This is a genomic window from Fibrobacter sp. UWB3, from assembly GCF_002210405.1.
Taxonomy (GTDB): Bacteria; Fibrobacterota; Fibrobacteria; order Fibrobacterales; family Fibrobacteraceae; genus Fibrobacter.
This window is the reverse complement of record NZ_MWQJ01000008.1, coordinates 114682-133986: the sequence shown is the minus strand read 5'-3', so window position 1 is coordinate 133986 and position 19305 is coordinate 114682. Positions and strand designations below refer to the sequence as shown.

General features: G+C 50.2%; 16 protein-coding genes. 10 read left to right on the top strand and 6 right to left on the bottom strand.

Annotated features, from left to right (window positions below; all coding sequences use genetic code 11):
- Window positions 1-3 precede the first annotated feature (3 nt).
- The 4 genes from B7991_RS10345 to bamD all read right to left on the bottom strand — a co-directional run bounded on the left by B7991_RS10345 (window position 4) and on the right by bamD (window position 5008).
- Window positions 4-1077: a rhomboid family intramembrane serine protease gene (locus tag B7991_RS10345; protein ID WP_088630757.1), complete on the bottom strand. Its 1074-nt coding sequence runs from the start codon at window positions 1075-1077 to the stop codon at window positions 4-6.
- Between the two features lie 192 nt (window positions 1078-1269).
- Complete coding sequence (locus B7991_RS10340) at window positions 1270-3021, bottom strand: PHP domain-containing protein (protein ID WP_254917935.1); 1752 nt, start codon at window positions 3019-3021, stop codon at window positions 1270-1272.
- Between the two features lie 23 nt (window positions 3022-3044).
- On the bottom strand, window positions 3045-4148 hold the full coding sequence (locus B7991_RS10335) for a hypothetical protein (protein WP_088630756.1): 1104 nt from the start codon (window positions 4146-4148) through the stop codon (window positions 3045-3047).
- An 8-nt stretch (window positions 4149-4156) separates the two neighbouring features.
- Window positions 4157-5008: an outer membrane protein assembly factor BamD gene (bamD, locus tag B7991_RS10330; protein WP_217898058.1), complete on the bottom strand. Its 852-nt coding sequence runs from the start codon at window positions 5006-5008 to the stop codon at window positions 4157-4159.
- A 64-nt stretch (window positions 5009-5072) separates the two neighbouring features.
- Between bamD and B7991_RS10325 the strand changes: the two genes are divergently transcribed.
- The 5 genes from B7991_RS10325 (at window position 5073) to B7991_RS10305 (ending at window position 11982) form a co-directional block, all read left to right on the top strand.
- Window positions 5073-6473 carry an LptF/LptG family permease gene (locus tag B7991_RS10325; protein WP_088630754.1) on the top strand — a complete coding sequence of 467 codons (1401 nt, stop codon included), beginning with the start codon at window positions 5073-5075 and terminating at the stop codon, window positions 6471-6473.
- Complete coding sequence (locus tag B7991_RS10320) at window positions 6470-7570, top strand: LptF/LptG family permease (protein WP_088630753.1); 1101 nt, start codon at window positions 6470-6472, stop codon at window positions 7568-7570. Before B7991_RS10325 ends, B7991_RS10320 begins: the two co-directional genes overlap by 4 nt.
- Before the next feature lie 9 nt (window positions 7571-7579).
- Window positions 7580-9394, top strand: a complete 1815-nt coding sequence (locus tag B7991_RS10315) for a sensor domain-containing diguanylate cyclase (protein WP_088630752.1) — start codon at window positions 7580-7582, stop codon at window positions 9392-9394.
- A gap of 145 nt (window positions 9395-9539) precedes the next feature.
- Window positions 9540-11039: a sodium:solute symporter gene (locus B7991_RS10310; protein WP_088630751.1), complete on the top strand. Its 1500-nt coding sequence runs from the start codon at window positions 9540-9542 to the stop codon at window positions 11037-11039.
- 157 nt (window positions 11040-11196) lie between these two features.
- Window positions 11197-11982: an SIMPL domain-containing protein gene (locus B7991_RS10305; RefSeq protein ID WP_088630750.1), complete on the top strand. Its 786-nt coding sequence runs from the start codon at window positions 11197-11199 to the stop codon at window positions 11980-11982.
- Here the strand turns inward: B7991_RS10305 and B7991_RS10300 are convergent.
- A complete protein-coding gene (locus tag B7991_RS10300) occupies window positions 11974-12501 on the bottom strand; it encodes an NAD(P)H-dependent oxidoreductase (RefSeq protein ID WP_088630749.1) in 528 nt (175 codons plus the stop codon). The two genes, B7991_RS10305 and B7991_RS10300, sit on opposite strands and share 9 nt — an antisense overlap.
- 209 nt (window positions 12502-12710) lie before the next feature.
- Between B7991_RS10300 and B7991_RS10295 the strand changes: the two genes are divergently transcribed.
- The 3 genes from B7991_RS10295 to nrdG are packed head-to-tail and all read left to right on the top strand — an operon-like array spanning window position 12711 to window position 15770.
- Window positions 12711-15041, top strand: coding sequence for an anaerobic ribonucleoside triphosphate reductase (locus B7991_RS10295; RefSeq protein WP_073423360.1), 2331 nt, complete (start codon window positions 12711-12713; stop codon window positions 15039-15041).
- Window positions 15042-15061: 20 nt separating this feature from the next.
- A complete protein-coding gene (gene nrdD / locus B7991_RS14670) occupies window positions 15062-15208 on the top strand; it encodes an anaerobic ribonucleoside-triphosphate reductase (RefSeq protein ID WP_141099184.1) in 147 nt (48 codons plus the stop codon).
- A 1-nt stretch (window position 15209) separates the two neighbouring features.
- Entirely contained in the window at window positions 15210-15770 is a 561-nt protein-coding gene (nrdG, locus tag B7991_RS10290) for an anaerobic ribonucleoside-triphosphate reductase activating protein (RefSeq protein ID WP_085490944.1), read from the top strand.
- 75 nt (window positions 15771-15845) lie between these two features.
- Here the strand turns inward: nrdG and B7991_RS10285 are convergent, their stop codons facing one another.
- The gene (locus tag B7991_RS10285) at window positions 15846-17123 is read right to left on the bottom strand and encodes an ATP-binding protein (RefSeq protein WP_088630748.1); all 1278 of its coding nucleotides are present in this window, start codon (window positions 17121-17123) and stop codon (window positions 15846-15848) included.
- Between the two features lie 356 nt (window positions 17124-17479).
- On the opposite strand from B7991_RS10285, the gene B7991_RS10280 reads away from it, so the two are divergent.
- The gene (locus B7991_RS10280; protein ID WP_088630747.1) at window positions 17480-18037 is read left to right on the top strand and encodes a hypothetical protein; all 558 of its coding nucleotides are present in this window, start codon (window positions 17480-17482) and stop codon (window positions 18035-18037) included.
- A 253-nt stretch (window positions 18038-18290) separates the two neighbouring features.
- On the top strand, window positions 18291-19295 hold the full coding sequence (locus B7991_RS10270; RefSeq protein WP_254917934.1) for a GDSL-type esterase/lipase family protein: 1005 nt from the start codon (window positions 18291-18293) through the stop codon (window positions 19293-19295).
- Window positions 19296-19305: the final 10 nt, after the last annotated feature.

Here is a 19305-nt window from a genome sequence, read left to right as displayed (position 1 = left end):
TTGTTAAATGGCGAGTGTCCAGCCTATGGCGAACAGTGCGTAGTAGGCGAGGACTCCAAAGATGTCGGTTGCGACAGTTGGCGCTCCCCAGCGGAGCGTCTTTTTTGTCGGGATAAATCCGCAAAGCAGGCCTGCGATAAATCCGTACAGGTGCCCGAGAATGTCGGCGTTTTCTCCGAGACCGAGGAATACGGCGAGCGAGGCGGCGCCGCAGAGCGGCGCAAAGCGACGGAGCAGGCCGTGCGTTTCGCGCGGCATGAGACGGAACTCGATGACGGCGAGGCAACCGATGGTTGCAAAAACGAAGCCGGAAAAGCCGAGCGAACGGAAGCTTGTCTGCACTGTGAGTGCAACGAAGAAGTTGGCAACGGCGCTTGCGACTGCCAGGAACGGCACGAGCTTAGCAAGTGGAATTCTGTAGTGCAAAAGGCTTAGCGCCAAGAATCCCGAGACGAGATTACTGGCGAGGTGGCGGCTGTCAGCATGGAGTGTCATGGCGGTAATCGTGCGCCACCATTCTCCGCGCAAGATTTTTGATGCATCGGCAATGCCTGCGTTGTGCATCTGGATGGAAATGTCGGAGAAGTCCAATAGAGTGCAAGCGATAGGAATGGCGAGCACCCAGAGCGGGTGTAGCGTGAACTTTAGCGGAAGTGGCGGGTTCTCGTCGCGCGGTGGATTTTCACGGTGGTAGAGGCGGATTTGGAATTGCGCCATGCGACGTTTTTCAGGCTCTACGAAAATCTGGAACGGGCCTTCTTCGGAGCGCTCGATGCGGTGCGTAATGCCTTGCGACAAAAGCACAAGACTCTCGTCGCGGATTTGTCTGAAACCGCCTTCGCTGATGCGGACGTCGGGCGGAATCTGAGGCTGTTCTTCGAGTTGCTCGGAGCCTTGTTCAGTCGAGGGCTGCGCAATCTGCGAAAAATCGATGCTTTGTTCTGTCGAGGATGGCGCGGATTCTTGAAATGCTGACGGAACTGCGCGCGACTCGCTTGTATCGACTGTGCGTGACTCTGTTTCGAATTTGTCTGTATCCGGTCTGCGGCGAATCATGGGCGACATAAAGCGGGGCATGGCTACCTTCCTGATTTAGGGGGCTGTTGAATTTAAAAAGCAAACTGCATGCCAAAAAGAGAAAACAGCCTTAAACATTCTCCAAGAGCAATATTTCACTATAAACCCCAAAACTTTAGATTCCCCTTTTGTTCAAAAAATAACATGCAATCGTTTCAAAAGCAAATGTTTAATGCGTTTTTTGAAACGCTGTTAGAGCAACTGTGCCGCAGATGTGAGCGCAAACTTGCCGGTTGCCGTTTCGCATTCGGCACGGACGTAGGCGAAACCGAGCGTTGCAACGGGGATGTCGGCGTGGTCGGGAGTCGCGACTTGGCTTCCAATCATGACTTCTTCTTCGGGGGCGAGCTTGCCGTTTGGCTGTATGCGGCGTCCGTAAATGCGGACGTAGCGGAAACCTCCGCCGGTTTCTTTGTTGCTGCGGGCATGGAATGTGATTCCGTTATCGTCGCGTTCCCACCAGAGGGCTGGACCGTCTGTGATGTAGCAGTTGTCGGCGGCGAACGCTGCGTTAATGGCGGCGAGAGTCAGCGAGACTTTACTGGATCCTTCGACTTCGACCTGACGGTCTTCGCTCAGGATGACACATTGGGGATGACACATGGTTGTCGGACCGCTCTCGTCTCTCGTCTCTCGTCTTTGGACTTTCGCTTCGCTCAAGTCCCAACTGTTCGGCTCGGTCATGCCCAACTGCGTTGGTCGCGGCTCTCGCCTTATACAGTTGTCGTCTAACTTTATAACAGTGCGGACATTCCCGAAGGTATGTGCGCGGGTGTGCTTTAGCGATATGAGCGGCAAGTCTACAGCCGTCATGCTGTTCAAGTCACCATGGGCGTCGTTCCCGCCGATGGGGAGCAAATAATTGCCTTTGCCTAACTCATTTATCCAAAATTCCCGGCCGAGCTTGAAGCCTTCATCGCGGATGCCGTTCCAGAATTGCAGCCCGCGAATCGAATGCTTGTTTTTCAGTTGCAAATCTTCGGGCTTCCAGTAACCGCGACGGAATACGAACTTTTCCAACATTCCCATTTGCTGGAACGGGTGTGCTGCGAAGCAGTGCGCTTCGGTCATGTTCAGGATTTGCTTGATGCTGCGCGTCGGTCTGTTCTCGAGCCAATAGCGGCCGCAGTCGCCGAGCCCCGGGAGGTAACCTTCGGGGGCGAGAACAGTCATGTGTACATTCTCGCCTTTGCTGTTCCCGGCAGATACTTCTTCGCCGGCGAGCATGAGCGGCATATCGCCTCCGTTTTCATCTTTCACTGGGAGCGCTGCGATTTCTTCGCGCAATTTTTGGAATCTCGGTACAGGCGAGTCCGCTTCCTTGGTGTAATCTTCTTGTGTGAATGCAAAGTCGTAGGCGTGGTCCGTGCAGTTCACAAAGTCGAGCCCAACCGCTTTGGCGGCGAGCTGCAAAACTTCTGGCGTGGCGCCGTATTCCACATGGTCTGCGGAGTAGTGCGTGTGGCAGTGCATTTCGCCCGCGGCGTAGCCGGGGGCGATGGGGGGCGTCTCGTTCAAGACTTTAAAGCGGAGCGGGACGGGTTTAAGTCTCGGCAAGTTCCAACGTTCAAACGTTTGCGATTTGCCTTCGCGTTCTACGGTCAGTTTGCAATGCGCTTCGTATGTGCCTGTCGGAATTTTCCCAAGCGCAAGCGGAATGAATCTCATCTGCTCGCGGACTTCGATATTCAATTCTTTGCAAATGATGATGTCCGGCTGTGGCACGTCTTGTGTTTGCTGCGCATTTTGCGTCCGCGCTTTTAGAACGATTTCCGCGCTTTTAATTGTTGTCGGGAAATGGTCTGCGTCCCGCACGACAATCCAGAGGTAAGGCTCGACGCCTGGCACAAACTGGAATGGCGCATCGAAAATAATTTCGGGCCACGGCTTGTAAAGGAGCGACCAGGGCAGCTTGAACTTAAAATGCGTTTCTGCATAACGCAATTTTTCCCCTGGCCAAAAACTCATCAGTCACCTTTTGATTTTACGTTTGCAGGATCTGCGTTCTTTTTAGGCGCGTCTTGAGGTGCGGGCGTATTTTTCGGCGCAGTTCCAACAGAATCCTGCACAACGCTTGTGTCGATTTTCGCGGAATCTAGTGCAGCAGATGAAGAATCTTGTGCGGCAGATGAATCTTGAACTGCGGACGTGTCACGGACTACGCTCGTATCAATCTTTGCGCTATCCTGAACGGCGGTTTTTGCTGAATTTTTTGTATCGTCGATAATTGTGACTTTGGGTTTCTTGTCTCCGTCGTCATCATCATCGTCGTCGTCATCCTTGGGTTCAGGCTTGTTCCAGAATCCAAAAGAGCCTCTGATTTGCAACTGTATTCCACCCAGGTTCCACTTTGCTTTTTCCTTGGGACCGTTCGGGACAATGTCCGAGAAGTTTTTTTCGGATTCCACTGAAATGGAATTGAACCCAATATCGCCATAAAGCTTAAAGTTCTTCCAGGTAGCAAAAAGGTAACCAACGCTCAGGCCAAACCCAGAACCGTATATTGGGGTCTTTGCGCCCAGATAGCCCCAGGTTGTGTAGATCTCTGTTCCTGGCAAGGCCCAGTACCAACGGACGGCAATGCTGAATAGTCCGCCTGTGCTAAGCGTTATGAAGTTCTTGGGCAATGCAAAACGGTATTCGAGGAAAAGCGGAACGCCTTGCAGTGTGTATTCGTAACTATGCGTGCCACTCCTGCGGTCGGTCAAAACGACAGATTCGTTGTCGTAGATGAAACCGATACCGGTACTCAAAAAGTGGTCTTCCAAAAATTGCCACTGGATTCCCGCCGTAACAGGGAAGCAAAAGTTCACCTTCTGAAAGTCCTGCTTGGCGACATTCAAGGATTCGGCTCTGTTGACGGCGTTCGCCTTAAAACCATAATAGATGGTGTCGATGGCATCTTGGAAGTACTTACGCTCTTCAAAGCTTAAAAAAGAAATGGAGGGCTGTACGAATACAGATAGGATGGAATTGTCGTGGTCCAGTTTTTCTTCACTTGCGGCAAAGGTCGTTGCTGAAACTAGCAATGACGTAAGGAGGGTGAAAACTATTTTGGACTTGAATTTCATCCGTTTGCCTATTCAGCCAATTTCTTTTCTTCTTTCTGGAGGCGCTTCTTTTCGGATTCCTTCTTGAGGCGCTTTTCGTAGGATTCTTCGGCGCTTGCAATTTTGTCATTGGCCTTGTTGATGCGCTTCAGAATTTTCTCGTCCTTGTCTGCTTCGTTCTGGGCGATGGCGAGGTATTGCCTTGCCGGGTCAAACTGGTCGAGGTCCGTATAGGCGTCCGAAATGAGGAACAAAGCTTCCTGGCGGTGCTTTGCCTTGGGGTAGGTCTCCAAGTATTCCTTGAAGTAAATGACGGCTGCCTGCGGCTTTTCCATGCGCAAGTAAAGACGGCCTGTCTGGAATTCCTTCTCGGCCACGCGGTCTACGAGGAGGTTATAATAGTAGTTGACGGAATCGCGGAGCGGCGTATTCGGGTGGTTTGCGAGGTAGCGCTCAAAGTCCTTCATGGCGGTCGTCGTGTTGGATTCGTCGCGATCGATTCTGTATTCCATGTTGAACGAAGAGACTGCCTTGCGGAATTCTGCGGTTTCTGCAAATGGGGAACCCGGGAAGTTCACGATGAAGCTTCCGTATTCGCCACGGGCTTCAATCCAGTGCTCCAGGTTGAATTGGCTTTCGGCGAGCAAGAACTGGGCCTGTTCCATGTAGCCTGACCCTGCACAGGTAGAGAGGATTTCTTCTAGTTTTTCGACTGTTCTGCCGTACTTCTTAGCCTTGTAGAGTTCTTCTGCGGCTTCGTAGCGAGTCTTGCACCATTCTGTGTGTGTCATTTTGGTAGAAGAGGCTGTAGAACAACCCATCATAGTTGCCATATAAAGGAAAAGAGGAACGAACAGGGTACTCTTGAAAACTTTTTTCATTTTTTTTCTTTGGTTAATTCTAACTTTCATGCTGTAAAGTAGAAAAAAACGACTCTAGAGAAAAATGATTTTAGTCCGCTATGTCTTGAAAGAGCTTATTGGTCCTTTTTTGGCTTCGCTCTTTGGCATTACTTTTTTGTTCGTAGTTGACTTTTTAGTCAAAATCTTGGACAATGTGCTGTCCAAGGGCTTGCCTGCATCTACGGTGCTTGAAATATTTGCTTTAAACCTTGCGTGGATGCTATCTCTGTCCATCCCGATGGCGGTGCTGGTCGCAAGCCTCATGACGTTTGGTCGTATGTCCGGAGACCAGGAAATTACGGCCGTGAAGGCGGCGGGTATTTCGCCGTTGTCGCTGATGCGTCCTGTGTTGCTTGTGGCGCTCTTGCTTTCTGTGTTGATGGTCGTGTTCAATAACTGGGTGCTCCCGGAAGCTAACCACAGGTCCGTGGAACTCATGAACGCCGTTTCTCGCAAGAAACCGCATGTGTTTATCGATGCCGGGCGCCTTATTACGCAGTTCCCGGGCGTTCAGCTGTGGGTGAACCGTATTGACCCTGTGTCGGGGACGCTGTACGGGATCCAGATTTTCGAAATGGAAAAGAAGGGCGCTCCGCGAATTGTCTATGCCGATAGCGCTACGATGGATTATGTCGATAACGGGGCGACACTCATGCTCCGCCTGCGCAGTGGTGAAACGCATCTCGTCGATCCGGATGACGTAGACAATTATTTCCGTATCCGTTTCTTCTCGCAGGATTTGGCCATGCAGAACGTGGATGACCGCTTGGAACGCCGTAGCAGAAGCTACCGTAGCGACCGCGAAATGCCGGTGGAGATGATGTGGGAAGTGGTGACGGATGCCCGTAATAATTACGATACGGCTGCCGTGCAGGCAAAGACTCGCCGCTTGCCGACGCTTTTGCGCATTCGCGATTTTGTCAATGGCGATAGCATTCTCCCGGCAGATGCCAAGGGAATTCCGATGGGCGATTCATTGCAGTTTGCGCAGAGCTTGCGTAAAGTGCGTGTCCAGGAAACAGCCGCACTTCGTTCGACGGAACGTGCTTGGGGCCGCATGGAAGGTGAACTCAAGCGTGCTGCGCAGTACATGGTTGAAATCCATAAGAAGTTCAGCACCGCATTTGCATGTTTTGTATTCGTGCTGATTGGCGCTCCGCTCGGAATCATGGCGCGCAAGGGTGGCATCGGTACTGGCATTCTCTATAGCCTTGCGTTCTTCGTCATCTACTGGATTTGCCTTATCGGTGGCGAAAACCTTGCAGACCGCCTGGTTGTTTCTCCGGAACTTGCCATGTGGATTTCGAATGTCATTATCGGCGTGTTTGGCATATTCCTTACGCGAGTGATGGTGAAAGACCGTTTCTCAGGAGATTCCAAGTTCTTCCGATTCTTTAGGAAGATTGGGCGCATCTTTGGAAAAATCACGAAGAGGTTCGGATGAAATTCTCAAGATACCTTATCTGGAACTTCCTGAAGATGTTCCTCATCGTGGTTTGCGGTGCGGTCCTCATATTTGTGGTGATTGACTTTGTCGGTAACATCAAAACGTGGTCTGCCCGCGAAATGAAGTCTGTGGGCGACTACTACTTGAGCTACCTCCCGTATATTTTGTACTTGATTACCCCGGTAGCATTGTTTATCGCGGTGCTTGCCTCCGTGGGTAATATGGCGCGCCACCTTGAAATGAGCGCTATGCAGAGTTCCGGGCAGAGTCCGTTCAAGACGCTTCTCCCGATATTCTTCCTCGGTGTCCTCATGTCGATTGGCTCGTATGAAATGAGTGAACACTGGCTCCCGGATGCAAACCACAAGCGATTTGAAATCATGGAGACGAATGCGCAGAAACGCAAGAATCCGCGCATCAAGGAAAAACAGGACTTCACGTTTATCGATAGCGAAAAAAACAGCTGGTTTTTCAAGTATTACTCGGGTAAGAGTAAAACTGGGCGAGACGTGGTCTTGCTTGTACGCGATCGAGGACGCTTGGTCGAACGTTACGATGTACGTACAATCCGCTGGGTTCAAACGGATTCAGTGACGGGGGCTGGCTTTTGGCGGTTCGAAAATGGTTTCCATCGTATCTTTAAAAAGGATGGTTCCGTCGATGTGATGCCGGTGCGTCAGAAAAGCATGAAGGGCAGAATCAATACGCACCCGAATGACTTGATTAACGAACGACAGCTTGCCGACGAAATGGATTCCAAGATGGTCAAGGCACGTATTGATGTGCTGCGGCGTTCGGGCGAAGAAACCCGCGCCATGGAGACCGCTCTCCAGTTTAAGTATTCGGCGCACTGGATGAACTTGATTGTCCTTTTGATCGGGGCTGCCCTTTGCCACCGGTATAGCCGTTCAGGGGGCCTGTCCCAGAAATTCGGTGTTGGCTTGTTGCTTGTTTTTAGCTATTATATTCTAGAGAGGATTGGTCTTAAAATGGGTGAAAACGGAGCGCTCTCGCCATTCTGGGCCGCGTGGAACAGCCACTTCATTTATGCCAGTCTCGCGTTTGTCATGTTATACCGATCATTTCGCTTGTAGAGGGTTTAAATGTCCGTATCTGAGATTTTATTTGTGGTCGCCGGTGCATTGCTGGGATTGGCATTTCAGGGGGGAATGTTCCTTTTCCTGATTCCTTTTGCTGTTGTTGCGTTTTCTCTTGCTGTCATGAACCGCCCGAGTCTCCCGCCGAATACGTCTGTGCTCCCGGTCATCAAGAGCAGCAAGCGTTCTACGGCTCTTACGCCGGTAGTCTCTCCGGACATTCGCAATGAATTTACGAATGATGTAAAATTGGAGACCAACGAACCTAATTCGTCTCTCCGTGTAAACCAGATTTGGTCCCGTGCAAATTCGGATGTTGACAAGGCTTTTGGCGATATGCTGCGTTGCCTTAAGGTGCTCATGCCGCAGGCAAATACGCTTACGATTTTTACGAATGGCGGCAGTGCAAATGAATATCGTCTGAGAACGTTCCAAAGCGATATCCCGAACTGTATCGATACGGGGGCAAAAATTACCGAGAATATGGGCATCTTGAGCCAGCTCTTGCGCCCTGAAGTATCTCGCATTTTGGAAGGCGACTTGCTCGTTGGAAAGCGCCTTACGTATTACATCGAAAATCGAATGATTCGCTCGTTGGTCGGTGTGCCTCTCTTGGATCGTGAAGAACGCCGCCTGGGTGTCATTCTTGTGGACTCCTTGCATCCGAATGCGTTTACGGCTGCCGAAGCCCAGGCTCTTACGTTTATTTCGCATGCGATGTACATGGTGAGCTTCAAGAGCTTTGTCTCGGCTCAGAATTACATTGAACAGCAGCAGTTCAGCGTGCTTTACCGCTACCAGCGCAAGTTCTTCCAGACCATGACGGTCAAGGACATCTACAAGCAGATGTTCGAATACGTCAAGGAAAACATGCCGTTTGACCGTTTGACGATTCTTGCGCTCGACAATCAGAAAGAAGGTTCTGGCCGCGTTGTTTACTGCGTCGGTATGGATTCGGAACAGTTTGTCGATAAGAAGTTTACGTTGTCTGATAAGGGCATCTTTGTGCTTGCTCTTATGAGGAACCGCCCGGTATTCCGTTCGTTTACCTCGGGCTATGCCGATTATGTGCCGCGCTTGAACGATTCCGAAAAGCGCAATATGGAACTTCGTCAGTTGTTTGTAATGCCGGTCGCTTCTGAACCGGATGCAAGGACTGCAGAACTTGCCATTTGCCTTGAAAGCCGTTACACCAACCGCTATCAGGATCACGAAAAGAAACTCCTCAAGGCGTTTGCCGGGGTCGCTGGATTTGCTTATGCCCGTGCACTCCAGGTTGAAAAGGACAAGGATCTTGCTACGCGCGACGGCCTTACAGGACTCATGAACCACCGCTCTCTGCAAGAAGCTCTCCGCACCGAAAAGGTTCGTGCCGATCGCAAGAAGTACAATATCGGTGTCTTGATGATGGATATTGACCACTTCAAGAGAGTGAATGATACTTATGGACATCCGGTGGGTGATGAAGTCATCAGAGGTATTGCAACGGCGATTAGCGGTGAAATCCGCAAGGAAATAGACGTTGTTGCTCGCTATGGCGGCGAAGAATTTGTGGTGGCTCTTATCGATACGACTCCGGAAGGCATGATTGAAACGGCTGAACGCATCCGCAAGGCGGTGGGCAAGCTCGAATTCAACGTGCACTTGACGGACCCGCTTCGCGTGACGGTAAGCATTGGCGCCTTCCTTGTGGAACCGGAATTCTCGGATATGAAGAAGGCCGTGAACAATGCGGATCAGGCTCTCTACAAGGCAAAGGATGGCGGCCGTAACCAGGTCGTGCGTTTTGAAACCGTTGAAACCGAAGCGGTGGGAGATTAGAACTTAGATGAAATGTCATCTTAAGCTGTCATCCTGAGCGAAGTCGAAGGATCCAGTAAAATTGTTCGCTAGAAATAACTGGATTCTTCGTCCCAAAGGACTCAGAATGACGTTATTGTTAAAACCTACAACTTAATATCTAAAAATGTTCACAGCACTTGATTGGCTTGTCTTATTCGCTTACTTGCTCTTGTCCTTAGCGATTGGGCTCTGGGTTTCTCGCGGCAACAAGAACCTCAAGGAATACATGTTCGGTGGCGGCTCGATGCCGTGGGTGGCCGTGGGCATTAGCCTCATTGCGACTTCCGTGAGTGCGACGACTTTCCTTGGCGCACCTGCCGATGTTTTCGGCGACGACATGACTTTTTTGATGTTCCAGATCGGTGCGCTCCTTAGCATTGTGGTCGTGGGCGTTGTGTTCATTCCACGCTTCCGCACGTCTGGCATTTCGAGCGCTTACGAACTTTTCGAAGTGCGTTTTGGGAGCCGCTCGGTGCGCCGTTTGGCTGCGATTTTTTACTGCTTGCATTTGCTCCTCCGCACGGGCATTTTGCTTTACGCGCCTTCGCTTGTGCTTGCACAGATTTTGCACATTGACTTGAAACTTGCAATTATCGTCTCGGCGGCGATTGCCATTTTCTACACGTGGTTTGGCGGCATCAAGGCGGTCATCTGGACCGACGTGATGCAATTCTGCGTGTTCTTTGGCGGTGGCGTGCTTGTGCTTTTGATTATCGCAAATCAAGTGGGTGGCTTTGGTGAAATGGCGACGCTCGCCAGCGAAGCGGGCAAGACGCGTTGGTGGAATCCTTCGATGGATATTTCTGATGCTCGAACGCTTATTTCGGCGGGTTTTGCATACGTGATTCTTGAAATTGCCATTCGCGGTTGCGACCAGCAGTTTGTGCAGCGCTACCTCAGCTGCAAGGATGTGAAGGCGGCGAACCGTTCAAGTGTGCTTTCAATGGTGCTTGGTTGCGCTGTTTCGATTCTTTTCTATTGGGTGGGGGCTGCACTTTTTGTTTATTACAAAGTCTCGCAGGTGGCACCTCTTCCTGGGAGTGTCGGGCAGAATGACGTGTTCCCGTACTTTATTGTAAATGCGCTTCCGTCTGGTGTGACGGGCTTGATTGTCGCTGCCATTTGTGCAGCGGCGATGAGCAGTCTTTCGGGCGCCATCAATTCTCTCAGCAATACGTCCGAGCGCGACTTCCTCGGCTGGGATGAATCGATGGGAATGGGCGGGCTCAAGCGTGCTAAAATCTGGACGGTCGTCTGGGGCGTGCTCGGCGTGTTCTTTGCGCTTTTTGCCGCAACGCAGCAGGGGAGCCTCCTCAAAAATGCGATCTTCTTTACAGGTCTTTTCACGGGTCCGCTTCTCGGCATGTTCCTCCTCGCGTTCTTTGCAGACAAGATTTTTGGAACCGCAGAAAAAGCGTTACGCGCCTGGGTCGTGATTGTCGCCGTTATTTGCGGCATGATAAGCCTCGTACTTATCCAGGGAATCCCCGCCTTTGGCGTGCCCGCCGTTTTTGAAAAAATATTCAGCTGGCCGTGGATGCCCTTCATTAGCATGACAACCACCATTGTAGTGGCGCTTGTCGTGAATTTCGTGGCAAATCTTGTTTTGGTGAAACGAACGTAAAATTGTTTTTTATTGGGGATGATTTTTGTGCATCCTGTCATCCTGAGCCCCGGAACAAGTCCGGGGTAAACTCCGACGAAGGATCCAGTAATTTTGTTGGTTTTCCGTCTGGAAAATGACTATTTTAAATTCAAAACATTAAAAAGAGGGCTTAACGATGATCTCAAAATTGCTTAACATCATCTATCTCGTACTGCTGATCGTCTGCGTGTGCGTTCTCATCCGCGTCGTGAAGGCGGAACCGGCTGCTGTTCCTGTGGCTACGTCCAATGGCTCGGTTGCGCTCGAGGTCCCGCGCATCGAAGTCTCGGCAACGGAAACCAAGAAATTTGCCGCCGACAAGTTCGAAATGGGCTTTAGCCTTGAAATTCGCGGCAAGGACAAGGAATCGGTTTCCAAGCGCTTGGCTGAACGCCGTTCCGTGATTTTCGAGAATGTGAAATCGCTTGAAATTCCGCAATCCAACGTGGAACAGAACAGCGTTGAAATTCACAAGGAGTGGTCTTATCGCAATAGCAAGCGTGAACTCGTCGGTTACGTGGCTACGCAGAGCTTTGTGATTACGGTGAACCGTAAGATTGATGCAGCCGCTCTCGTGCAGGCGCTTTCTTCGGAACCGGATGTCGAAATCCAGCGCACGTCCGCCCAGCTCAAGGATGTCGATGCGGTGCAGTCTACAGTTATCAAGGCGGCGGGTAAAAAGGCGACAGCCAAGGCTAACGATTACGCCGAAGGCGTTGGCGCCAAGCTCGGTCGCGTTCTCCAGATTAATAGCGAAGGTGGTGGAATCATCTACAACCAGTACAACCGCGTCTACCGCGCCAAGGGCGTCATGCTTGCGGCAAATGCCATGATGGACGGCGCCGCCGCTCCCGACGAAACGGCGATTGCCGACTCCGTCGAGGTGAGTGCATCTGTCCGCGTCGTTTATGAATTAAAGTAGTTCTAACAAACTTTCTTCATATTCCTTGGCCGCCTTATCAAGGGCGGCTTTTGTCATATCCGGGCTGCAACCGTAAAAGCCGAGCGGCTTAAACCACTTCATGCCGGCGGCATTTGCGGTCATTTCGAACGGGATGAGCATTTCTTCGGCGGTGTAGCGGTTCAGCCCTTCGTGGGTGTAGTGTTCTGCGGCGGCGCCTGCAGTAAATACAACGCGCACGGGCATTCCCTTCAAGAAGTTGTCGGCGCTGTACACAATCGGGCTCATAATTTGGTCTTGCCAGTCGCGCAAGCTCGAGGGGGAGTTGTACCAATATATAGGGAACTGCCAAACGATCGCCTTGGACTCCCTCAACAATTTTTTTTCGGCCTCCAGGTCGAAGTAGCCATTAACCCGGTTTTTGTCAAGGTGGTGAAACACAAAATTGGGATTTTTTCTGTTGATATCCACTAAGTGTTTGTTGAACATGGAGTTAGAAATGTTCGGATGCGATAGAAGAATTGTGATTTGATTGTTCATTATTTTTTCTTGTTGATAAGTTGAGGATATATTACAAAAAAATTACATCTTACGTGCAAAAAGTCTTCCAAATTGGACTAAGATTTATTATACTTGTAGTGATGTCGACCTACATCTTGTGGGTGTGGTTCGACCTCGGACACAAGATATAGTAAAATCGGAGAAATTTGACTATATTTGAGGAAACGGGAATTGAAGGTTTTTTTTAGATGATTTTTACTGTCAAAAAGCGCGACGGCCGCGAGATGCCGTTCAACATTGAGAAGATTGCAGACGCCGTAATTAAGGCTTTTAGAGCCTCTGGCGAATTGGATGAACAGATCAAGGCTGCCCAAGCTCAGATGAATTTGCTTGGAAACGATGACCTTTTGACAAACGTCGCTCTCAAGGTTGCTGCCGAAGCTGTTGGCCATCTTGAAGCCGAAAATAAGACCAAGCCGGACATCGAAGAAATTCAGGATGCTGTTGAAAAGGCTTTGACCGAAGGTGGTTACGCCGATACCGCCAAGAGCTATATCTTGTACCGCGCCGAACGTACCCGCGTACGTGAAGTCAACACTCGTCTCATGCAGACGCTTCATGACATTACGTTCAGCTCTGCCAAGGAATCCGACCTCAAACGCGAAAACGCCAATATCGACGGCGATACCGCTATGGGCACCATGCTCAAGTACGGGAGCGAATCCGCTAAGCACTTCTACACGATGATGATGCTCAAGCCGGAACACAGCCGTGCCCACATGGATGGTGACATCCACATCCATGACCTCGATTTCTATTCTTTGACGATGACCTGCTGCCAGATTGACCTCATTAAGTTGTTCAAGAACGGCTTCAACACGGGTCACGGTCATTTGCGCGAACCGAAGGATATCCGCAGCTACGCCGCCTTGGCCGCTATTGCTATTCAGAGTAACCAGAACGACCAGCACGGTGGACAGTCCGTGCCGAACTTCGATTACGCCATGGCAAACGGTGTGCGCATCACGTACCGCAAGGCTTACCTTTCGAACATGGTCAAGGCTCTCATGCTTTTGACGGGCAAAACCGAAGAAGAAGTCCTGCCGGTGGTGAAAAAGCTCCACGGCGAAATGGCTGAAATGGGCATGGTCGCAACGCTCGTGCCGAATGAAAAGTTCCAGACAACTGAAGTCCACGAACTTTCCAAAACTTATGACGCCGAAACGGTGAAGAATGCCCAGAAGTTTGCCGAAAAGATGGCTTACGAAGAAACCGACAAGGCGACGTTCCAGGCCATGGAAGCTTTTGTCCACAACTTGAACTCCATGCACAGCCGCGCTGGTGCCCAGACTCCGTTCTCTAGCATCAACTATGGTATGTGCACGGAACCGGAAGCCCGCATGGTCATGAAGAACTTGCTCCTCACGACCGAAGAAGGCCTCGGCGGTGGCGAAACGGCTATCTTCCCGATCCAGATTTTCCGCGTCAAGGACGGCATCAACCTCAATCCGGGTGAACCGAACTACGACTTGTTCAAGCTCGCCTGCCGCGTGAGTGCAAAGCGCCTGTTCCCGAACTTCAGCTTCCAGGACGCTCCGTACAACCTGCAGTACTACAAGCCGGGCCATCCGGAAACCGAAATTTCGTATATGGGCTGCCGTACCCGCGTGATTGGCAACCATTACGACCCGAGCCGCGAAATCTCTTACGGTCGTGGCAACTTGAGCTTTACCTCGATCAACCTCCCGCGTATCGCTATCAAGATGAAGTCCGTGGACTTGTTCTTCAAGGAACTCGACCGCATGATGCAACTCGTGAGCGATCAGCTCATGGAACGTTTTGCCGTGCAGAGCCGCCGCAAGGTCAAGAACTTCCCGTTCCTCATGGGACAGGGTGTGTGGATTGATTCCGACAAGCTCGGCTGGGAAGATACCGTGGGCGAAGTCATCAAGCACGGTACGCTTTCGATTGGCTTTATCGGCCTTGCCGAAACGTTGGTGATGCTTACGGGCAAGCACCACGGTGAATCCGAAGCTTCTCAGGAACTCGGCCTCAAGATTATCGGCCACATGCGCGAATTCTGCGACAAGGAATCCGAACGCCTTGGCCTCAACTTCAGCTTGCTTGCAACGCCGGCTGAAGGCCTCTCGGGCCGTTTTGTGCGCATGGACAAGAAGAAGTTTGGCATTATCCCGGGCGTTACCGACCGCGATTACTACACCAACTCTTTCCACGTGCCGGTCTACTACAAGATTTCTGCTTTCAAGAAGCTCTCGCTCGAAGCTCCATACCATGCGCTCACCAACGCTGGCCACATCAGCTACATCGAACTCGATGGCGACCCGACGCAGAACCTGGACGCTTTCGAAAAGATCGTGAAGTACATGGCAAAGGTCGGTATCGGTTACGGCAGCATCAACCATCCGGTGGACCGCGACCCGGTTTGCGGATTTGTGGGTGTGATTGGCGATGTTTGCCCGCGCTGCGGACGTAGCGAAGGCCATGCCATCTCTTGCGAAAAGATCGAAGAACTTAGAAAGAAATTCCCTGGAATGCCCGCATTCAGAGGGATCAGATGATTTTACAAGGAGTGCAAAAAATGTCTGAAAAAGAAATGTCTCAATATGGCGAAGGGATCGGATTCGAACGTATCCGCCGCATCACGGGTTACCTCGTTGGTACAATTGACCGCTTCAACAACGCCAAGCGCGCTGAAGTCAACGATCGCGTGAAGCACGGCGTATAAGATGGATGAATATCCTCCACTGCGGATTGCTGGGATTGAGCCCGAATCATTCGTGGACGGTCCCGGAATCCGCTTGACTGTGTTTACCCAGGGCTGTCACCACAACTGCCCGGGTTGCCAGAATCCGCAGACTCATGATTTTGAGGGCGGACACTTTATCGAGCGCGAAGCGATTATCACGATGATCAAGGATAATCCGCTGCTCGATGGCGTGACGTTTAGCGGAGGCGATCCGATGGACCAGGCGGCGGCACTTATTCCGCTTGCCCGCGAAATCAAGGAACGCGGTCTCAATCTCGTGATTTTCACGGGATACACGTACGAACAGCTGATGAAGCTCACGCCCGAAAAGCCGGAGCTCTTTGAACTGCTCACGTTTGCGGACATCCTCATCGACGGTCCGTTTGTCATGGCGAAGAAGTCCCTGGACATTAAGTTCAGAGGTTCCTGGAACCAGCGCATTATCGATGTGCAAAAGAGCCTTGTCGAAGGTCACGTGGTCATCCACCAAATTCAACTGGACGAGATGGCGGAACACCCCGACAGGGAATACAATACATAAGTGCGAGGTGCGTAAAAGGCGCTTTGCTTTGAGAATGTCATGCCCGCCACTGAGCGGGCTTTGCTTTTTTTAGGCTTAATTCTTCAACGCTGTAATCGGCACTACGAATACTCCGTCAGGACGCTTGTAGGCGGCGTTGCTCATTCCGCAAATGACGCAGAGATTGGATGGGGGAATTCCTGCTGGATCATTGGAAATATCGTTCTGTATATCCAATAAGTTGCGTGCTGCTTCATCAATCTGATTTGCTCCGAGCTTTATTTCAAAAGCGTTCCAGCTACCATCGGGCATCTCAATAACGGAGTCTATTTCCTTGTTTGCGTAGTCTTGGTAATGGTATAGTTTTCCTCCGAAGGATTTTGCGTAGATATCCAAGTCGCGTTCGCAAAGTGATTCGAAAAGAAAGCCTAGAGTGTTCAGATCATTTAAAAGTTTGCTAGGTGTCGCTCCCAATAGTGCTACTGCAAGTGAAGGGTCGGCGAGGTGTCGTTTTTCGGCTTGCTTGACTCTAAGCTTGGAGCGTATTTTTGTGCAGAATGGAGGCTGGTTCTCGACAAGAAAGAGTCTTTTTAAAACATCAAGGTAGCTTGCTATTGTATCCGAGTCGATGTCGTCATCATCGATTTCTTTGATGTCGTTCTTCAAAATTTTGTTTGTTGCTGTGGTTGATTCGTTTCTGGCAAGAGATCTGAGTAACAACGTCATCTTGCTTTTGTTTCGTTTGATTCCGTCAAGACGATCCATATCGTCGTCGATAATGGCTTCAAGATAGGCTTTAGGAATGGCCATGGATTGTTCCGTAGAAAGTCCAAGATTGCCTGGCCATCCACCGCGAACCACGAGTTCTATCAAGTCGTTTAATTGGACGTCTCCCGTCATGACTGGTTCGATTTTGCCGTTGCAAATGTCCAGTAACGAAACCTTTCCGCTAGAGGCTCCTGATTCGTATAGCGACATTGGCCGCATGCGAATTTTGGCGATTCGTCCGGCTCCGCTGTGCAGAACTCCTTTACGCGACGGTGTAGATGAACCTGTCAGGATAAATTGACCCTTGAGCGCACGATGATCAACTTCGTAACGAACGGCGTCCCATACTGACGGAACTTCCTGCCATTCATCGATGAGTCGAGGTGTATCTCCGCTTAAAATCAGTTTTGGGTCGAGCTCCGCAAGTTGTCGGTTCTGGAAATTGCCACTTGGGTCGCCTAGTTCGATTTTGCTGTTGGCGTGATAATCGGAAGTCCAGGTTTTGCCGCACCATTTGGGACCTTCGATGCATACGGCTCCGAAGGTTGAAAGGGCGTTTTCTATTTGGTTATCGACGATTCTAGGCTTGTAATTTGACGATTTCATACCCCTTAAAATATATAATCGGTATGATTTTGTCAATATATTCGGTGTGATTTGCTGTTTTCATTCGGTTTGATTTGATATTTTCAATCGGTATGATTTTAGATTTTTATTCGGTCTGATTTTGTAGAAATACGAAATTTGATCGGAATAGGGGTTAATTGTTAAGGAAAAAACTCCAACGGAGCATTGGAGTTTTTCGGTATGGTGCGAATGTAAAATTGCTCGGCAAAAATGTACAACCCTCTTGACGATAGTTTTCCGATAGTCTATATTTAGTGTACGGATGAGCAGATATATTGCTCTATAAACAACAAAAGCCCCGCTGTTTTCAGCATGTCTGCGGGGAGGAGTTAAAAATGAAGAATGATGTGAAGAATGGTGGCGTCGGCATTTGGCTTGATGAAATTGTTCCTTGTCTCAAGGATACCGAAACTGGCGAAATCAAGGAAACGGTTGTATTTAAAATCGAAAGTCGTTCATTCCTGAAAAAATTCAACGAAAAGAACGGTTGGGGAATCAATTGGATTGAAATTCCCGATAATGTTGAGGTCTTTGCTTTAGCGCTAAAGGAAAATAACGAAATTCAGGGTCTTATCGGAGTAAAAAATGACAAGAATTCCGTGGCTGCATTTATCCATTGGGCTTGTACTGCTCCTCGTAATAATAAGCGATTGTGTGGATCGCAAAAATACATTGGGGTAGGAGGACATCTATTTGCTATTGCTGCTGATAAATCAATTCAGTGGGGATATCAAGGCGCAATTCACGGCTTTGCCCTTAACAGAGAGCTACTTAATCACTATATTGAAGTATTAGGAGCCATATTTTTAGGGGCTTTGCACGAATACCAATTTTTCGTGAACGAAAACGCGGCTAAACATCTTTTGGAGACTTACACCTATGAATGGAACTAAAGGGCCTGTCATTCTGGCGGAATCCATGGAGGCGTATAGGGCCACTCCTGATCCGTACAAAGATGCTCCTTCAATGCATGTGAACTTGTTGGAGTTGTCTCGTTATGCAGAAAGAGTTGGAAAGCCGATGTGCGAATTGACAAAGGAAGAAATAGACCAATTCCGGCTGTGATTTGTCTCGTCATCCCTCTTTCTTGATTATATTTATCACATGGTTATGAATATGTTTGGGAAGATAGTTTTGGCTGCGGCCATGGTGTCGTCAGCTATGGTGGCATCGGCGTTTGCGGCGGGCAAGGTCGCTTGCGTTGGCAATAGCATCACGTATGGTTACGGGATTGAGTCCTGGCCGGACCAAACGAGCTACCCGCATCATTTGCAGGGGATGCTACGTGGCGATGCACCTGGCGATACTGTCGAAAATTTTGGTGTGAGCGGGCTTACGGTTCGCAAGGATGATCAGGCTTCGTACTGGAAAGGTTACCGCTTTGCGCCGGCGATAGAATTCGCTGCAGATACGGTTATCATCGAGCTGGGAACGAACGATTCGAAATCGTATACGACTTGGAATACTCCGGAGCAGGATGCGGCTGTGGACTCTGCAATCACGGCTGATTTTGAAGCACTGATTGACACGTTCCAGGTGAAGTCGAAGCCGCATGTCTTTATTTGCTTGGCGCCTTATGTGAACAACGTTGAATGGAATATTCTCGATACGGCTGTCGTAAAGCGCGTGAATCCGGCGATTTTGCAGGCGGGGATCGAAAAGGGCGTGAATGTGATTGATTTGCATTCTCGTTTTAGCGCGCTTGAAAATCCGAGCTGGTATTTGGAAGATATGGTGCATCCGTCTGTCGAGGGCGCAAAGCACTTGGCCGAAATTGTGTATGCCCATTTGCAAATGGATACGTTGCATGTAACGCAGGATGGCTCGATGCTCAAGGCTCCGAAGGGTTTTGGTTACCAGTGGTACAAAGACGGAAAACTCCTCGAAGGCGAAACTCGTGAAACGCTTGAGGCTTCGGAAGTGGGCGAGTACAAGGTTTCTGTGAAGGTGGATGAGAACACGCTTTCGCGAATTGTGACGGCTCCGTTGAAAGTCGAAAAGACGACAGCCTTGAAACCGGGGGCTCGTGTCGCTCACGATAATTCAGCGGGAACCGCGAACTTGGCTAAATCGGTGCAACGCTTTGACGCTCAAGGCCGAACATTGAATGCTCGCGGACCATCGCAACAGAAGGTCTATCGGAAACGGTAGTTTCTGATAA

What these genes read in the sequence shown, in the direction of transcription:
- B7991_RS10310 (WP_088630751.1), top strand. Translation starts at nt 9,540, where the DNA reads ATGTTCACAGCACTTGATTGGCTTGTCTTATTCGCTTACTTGCTCTTG.
- B7991_RS10300 (WP_088630749.1), bottom strand. Translation starts at nt 12,501, where the DNA reads ATGAACAATCAAATCACAATTCTTCTATCGCATCCGAACATTTCTAAC.
- B7991_RS10295 (WP_073423360.1), top strand. Translation starts at nt 12,711, where the DNA reads ATGATTTTTACTGTCAAAAAGCGCGACGGCCGCGAGATGCCGTTCAAC.
- B7991_RS10315 (WP_088630752.1), top strand. Translation starts at nt 7,580, where the DNA reads ATGTCCGTATCTGAGATTTTATTTGTGGTCGCCGGTGCATTGCTGGGA.
- B7991_RS10335 (WP_088630756.1), bottom strand. Translation starts at nt 4,148, where the DNA reads ATGAAATTCAAGTCCAAAATAGTTTTCACCCTCCTTACGTCATTGCTA.
- B7991_RS10325 (WP_088630754.1), top strand. Translation starts at nt 5,073, where the DNA reads ATGATTTTAGTCCGCTATGTCTTGAAAGAGCTTATTGGTCCTTTTTTG.
- B7991_RS10345 (WP_088630757.1), bottom strand. Translation starts at nt 1,077, where the DNA reads ATGCCCCGCTTTATGTCGCCCATGATTCGCCGCAGACCGGATACAGAC.
- bamD (WP_217898058.1), bottom strand. Translation starts at nt 5,008, where the DNA reads ATGAAAAAAGTTTTCAAGAGTACCCTGTTCGTTCCTCTTTTCCTTTAT.
- B7991_RS10270 (WP_254917934.1), top strand. Translation starts at nt 18,291, where the DNA reads ATGGTGTCGTCAGCTATGGTGGCATCGGCGTTTGCGGCGGGCAAGGTC.
- B7991_RS10305 (WP_088630750.1), top strand. Translation starts at nt 11,197, where the DNA reads ATGATCTCAAAATTGCTTAACATCATCTATCTCGTACTGCTGATCGTC.
- B7991_RS10320 (WP_088630753.1), top strand. Translation starts at nt 6,470, where the DNA reads ATGAAATTCTCAAGATACCTTATCTGGAACTTCCTGAAGATGTTCCTC.
- nrdD (WP_141099184.1), top strand. Translation starts at nt 15,062, where the DNA reads ATGTCTGAAAAAGAAATGTCTCAATATGGCGAAGGGATCGGATTCGAA.
- B7991_RS10280 (WP_088630747.1), top strand. Translation starts at nt 17,480, where the DNA reads ATGAAGAATGATGTGAAGAATGGTGGCGTCGGCATTTGGCTTGATGAA.
- nrdG (WP_085490944.1), top strand. Translation starts at nt 15,210, where the DNA reads ATGGATGAATATCCTCCACTGCGGATTGCTGGGATTGAGCCCGAATCA.
- B7991_RS10285 (WP_088630748.1), bottom strand. Translation starts at nt 17,123, where the DNA reads ATGAAATCGTCAAATTACAAGCCTAGAATCGTCGATAACCAAATAGAA.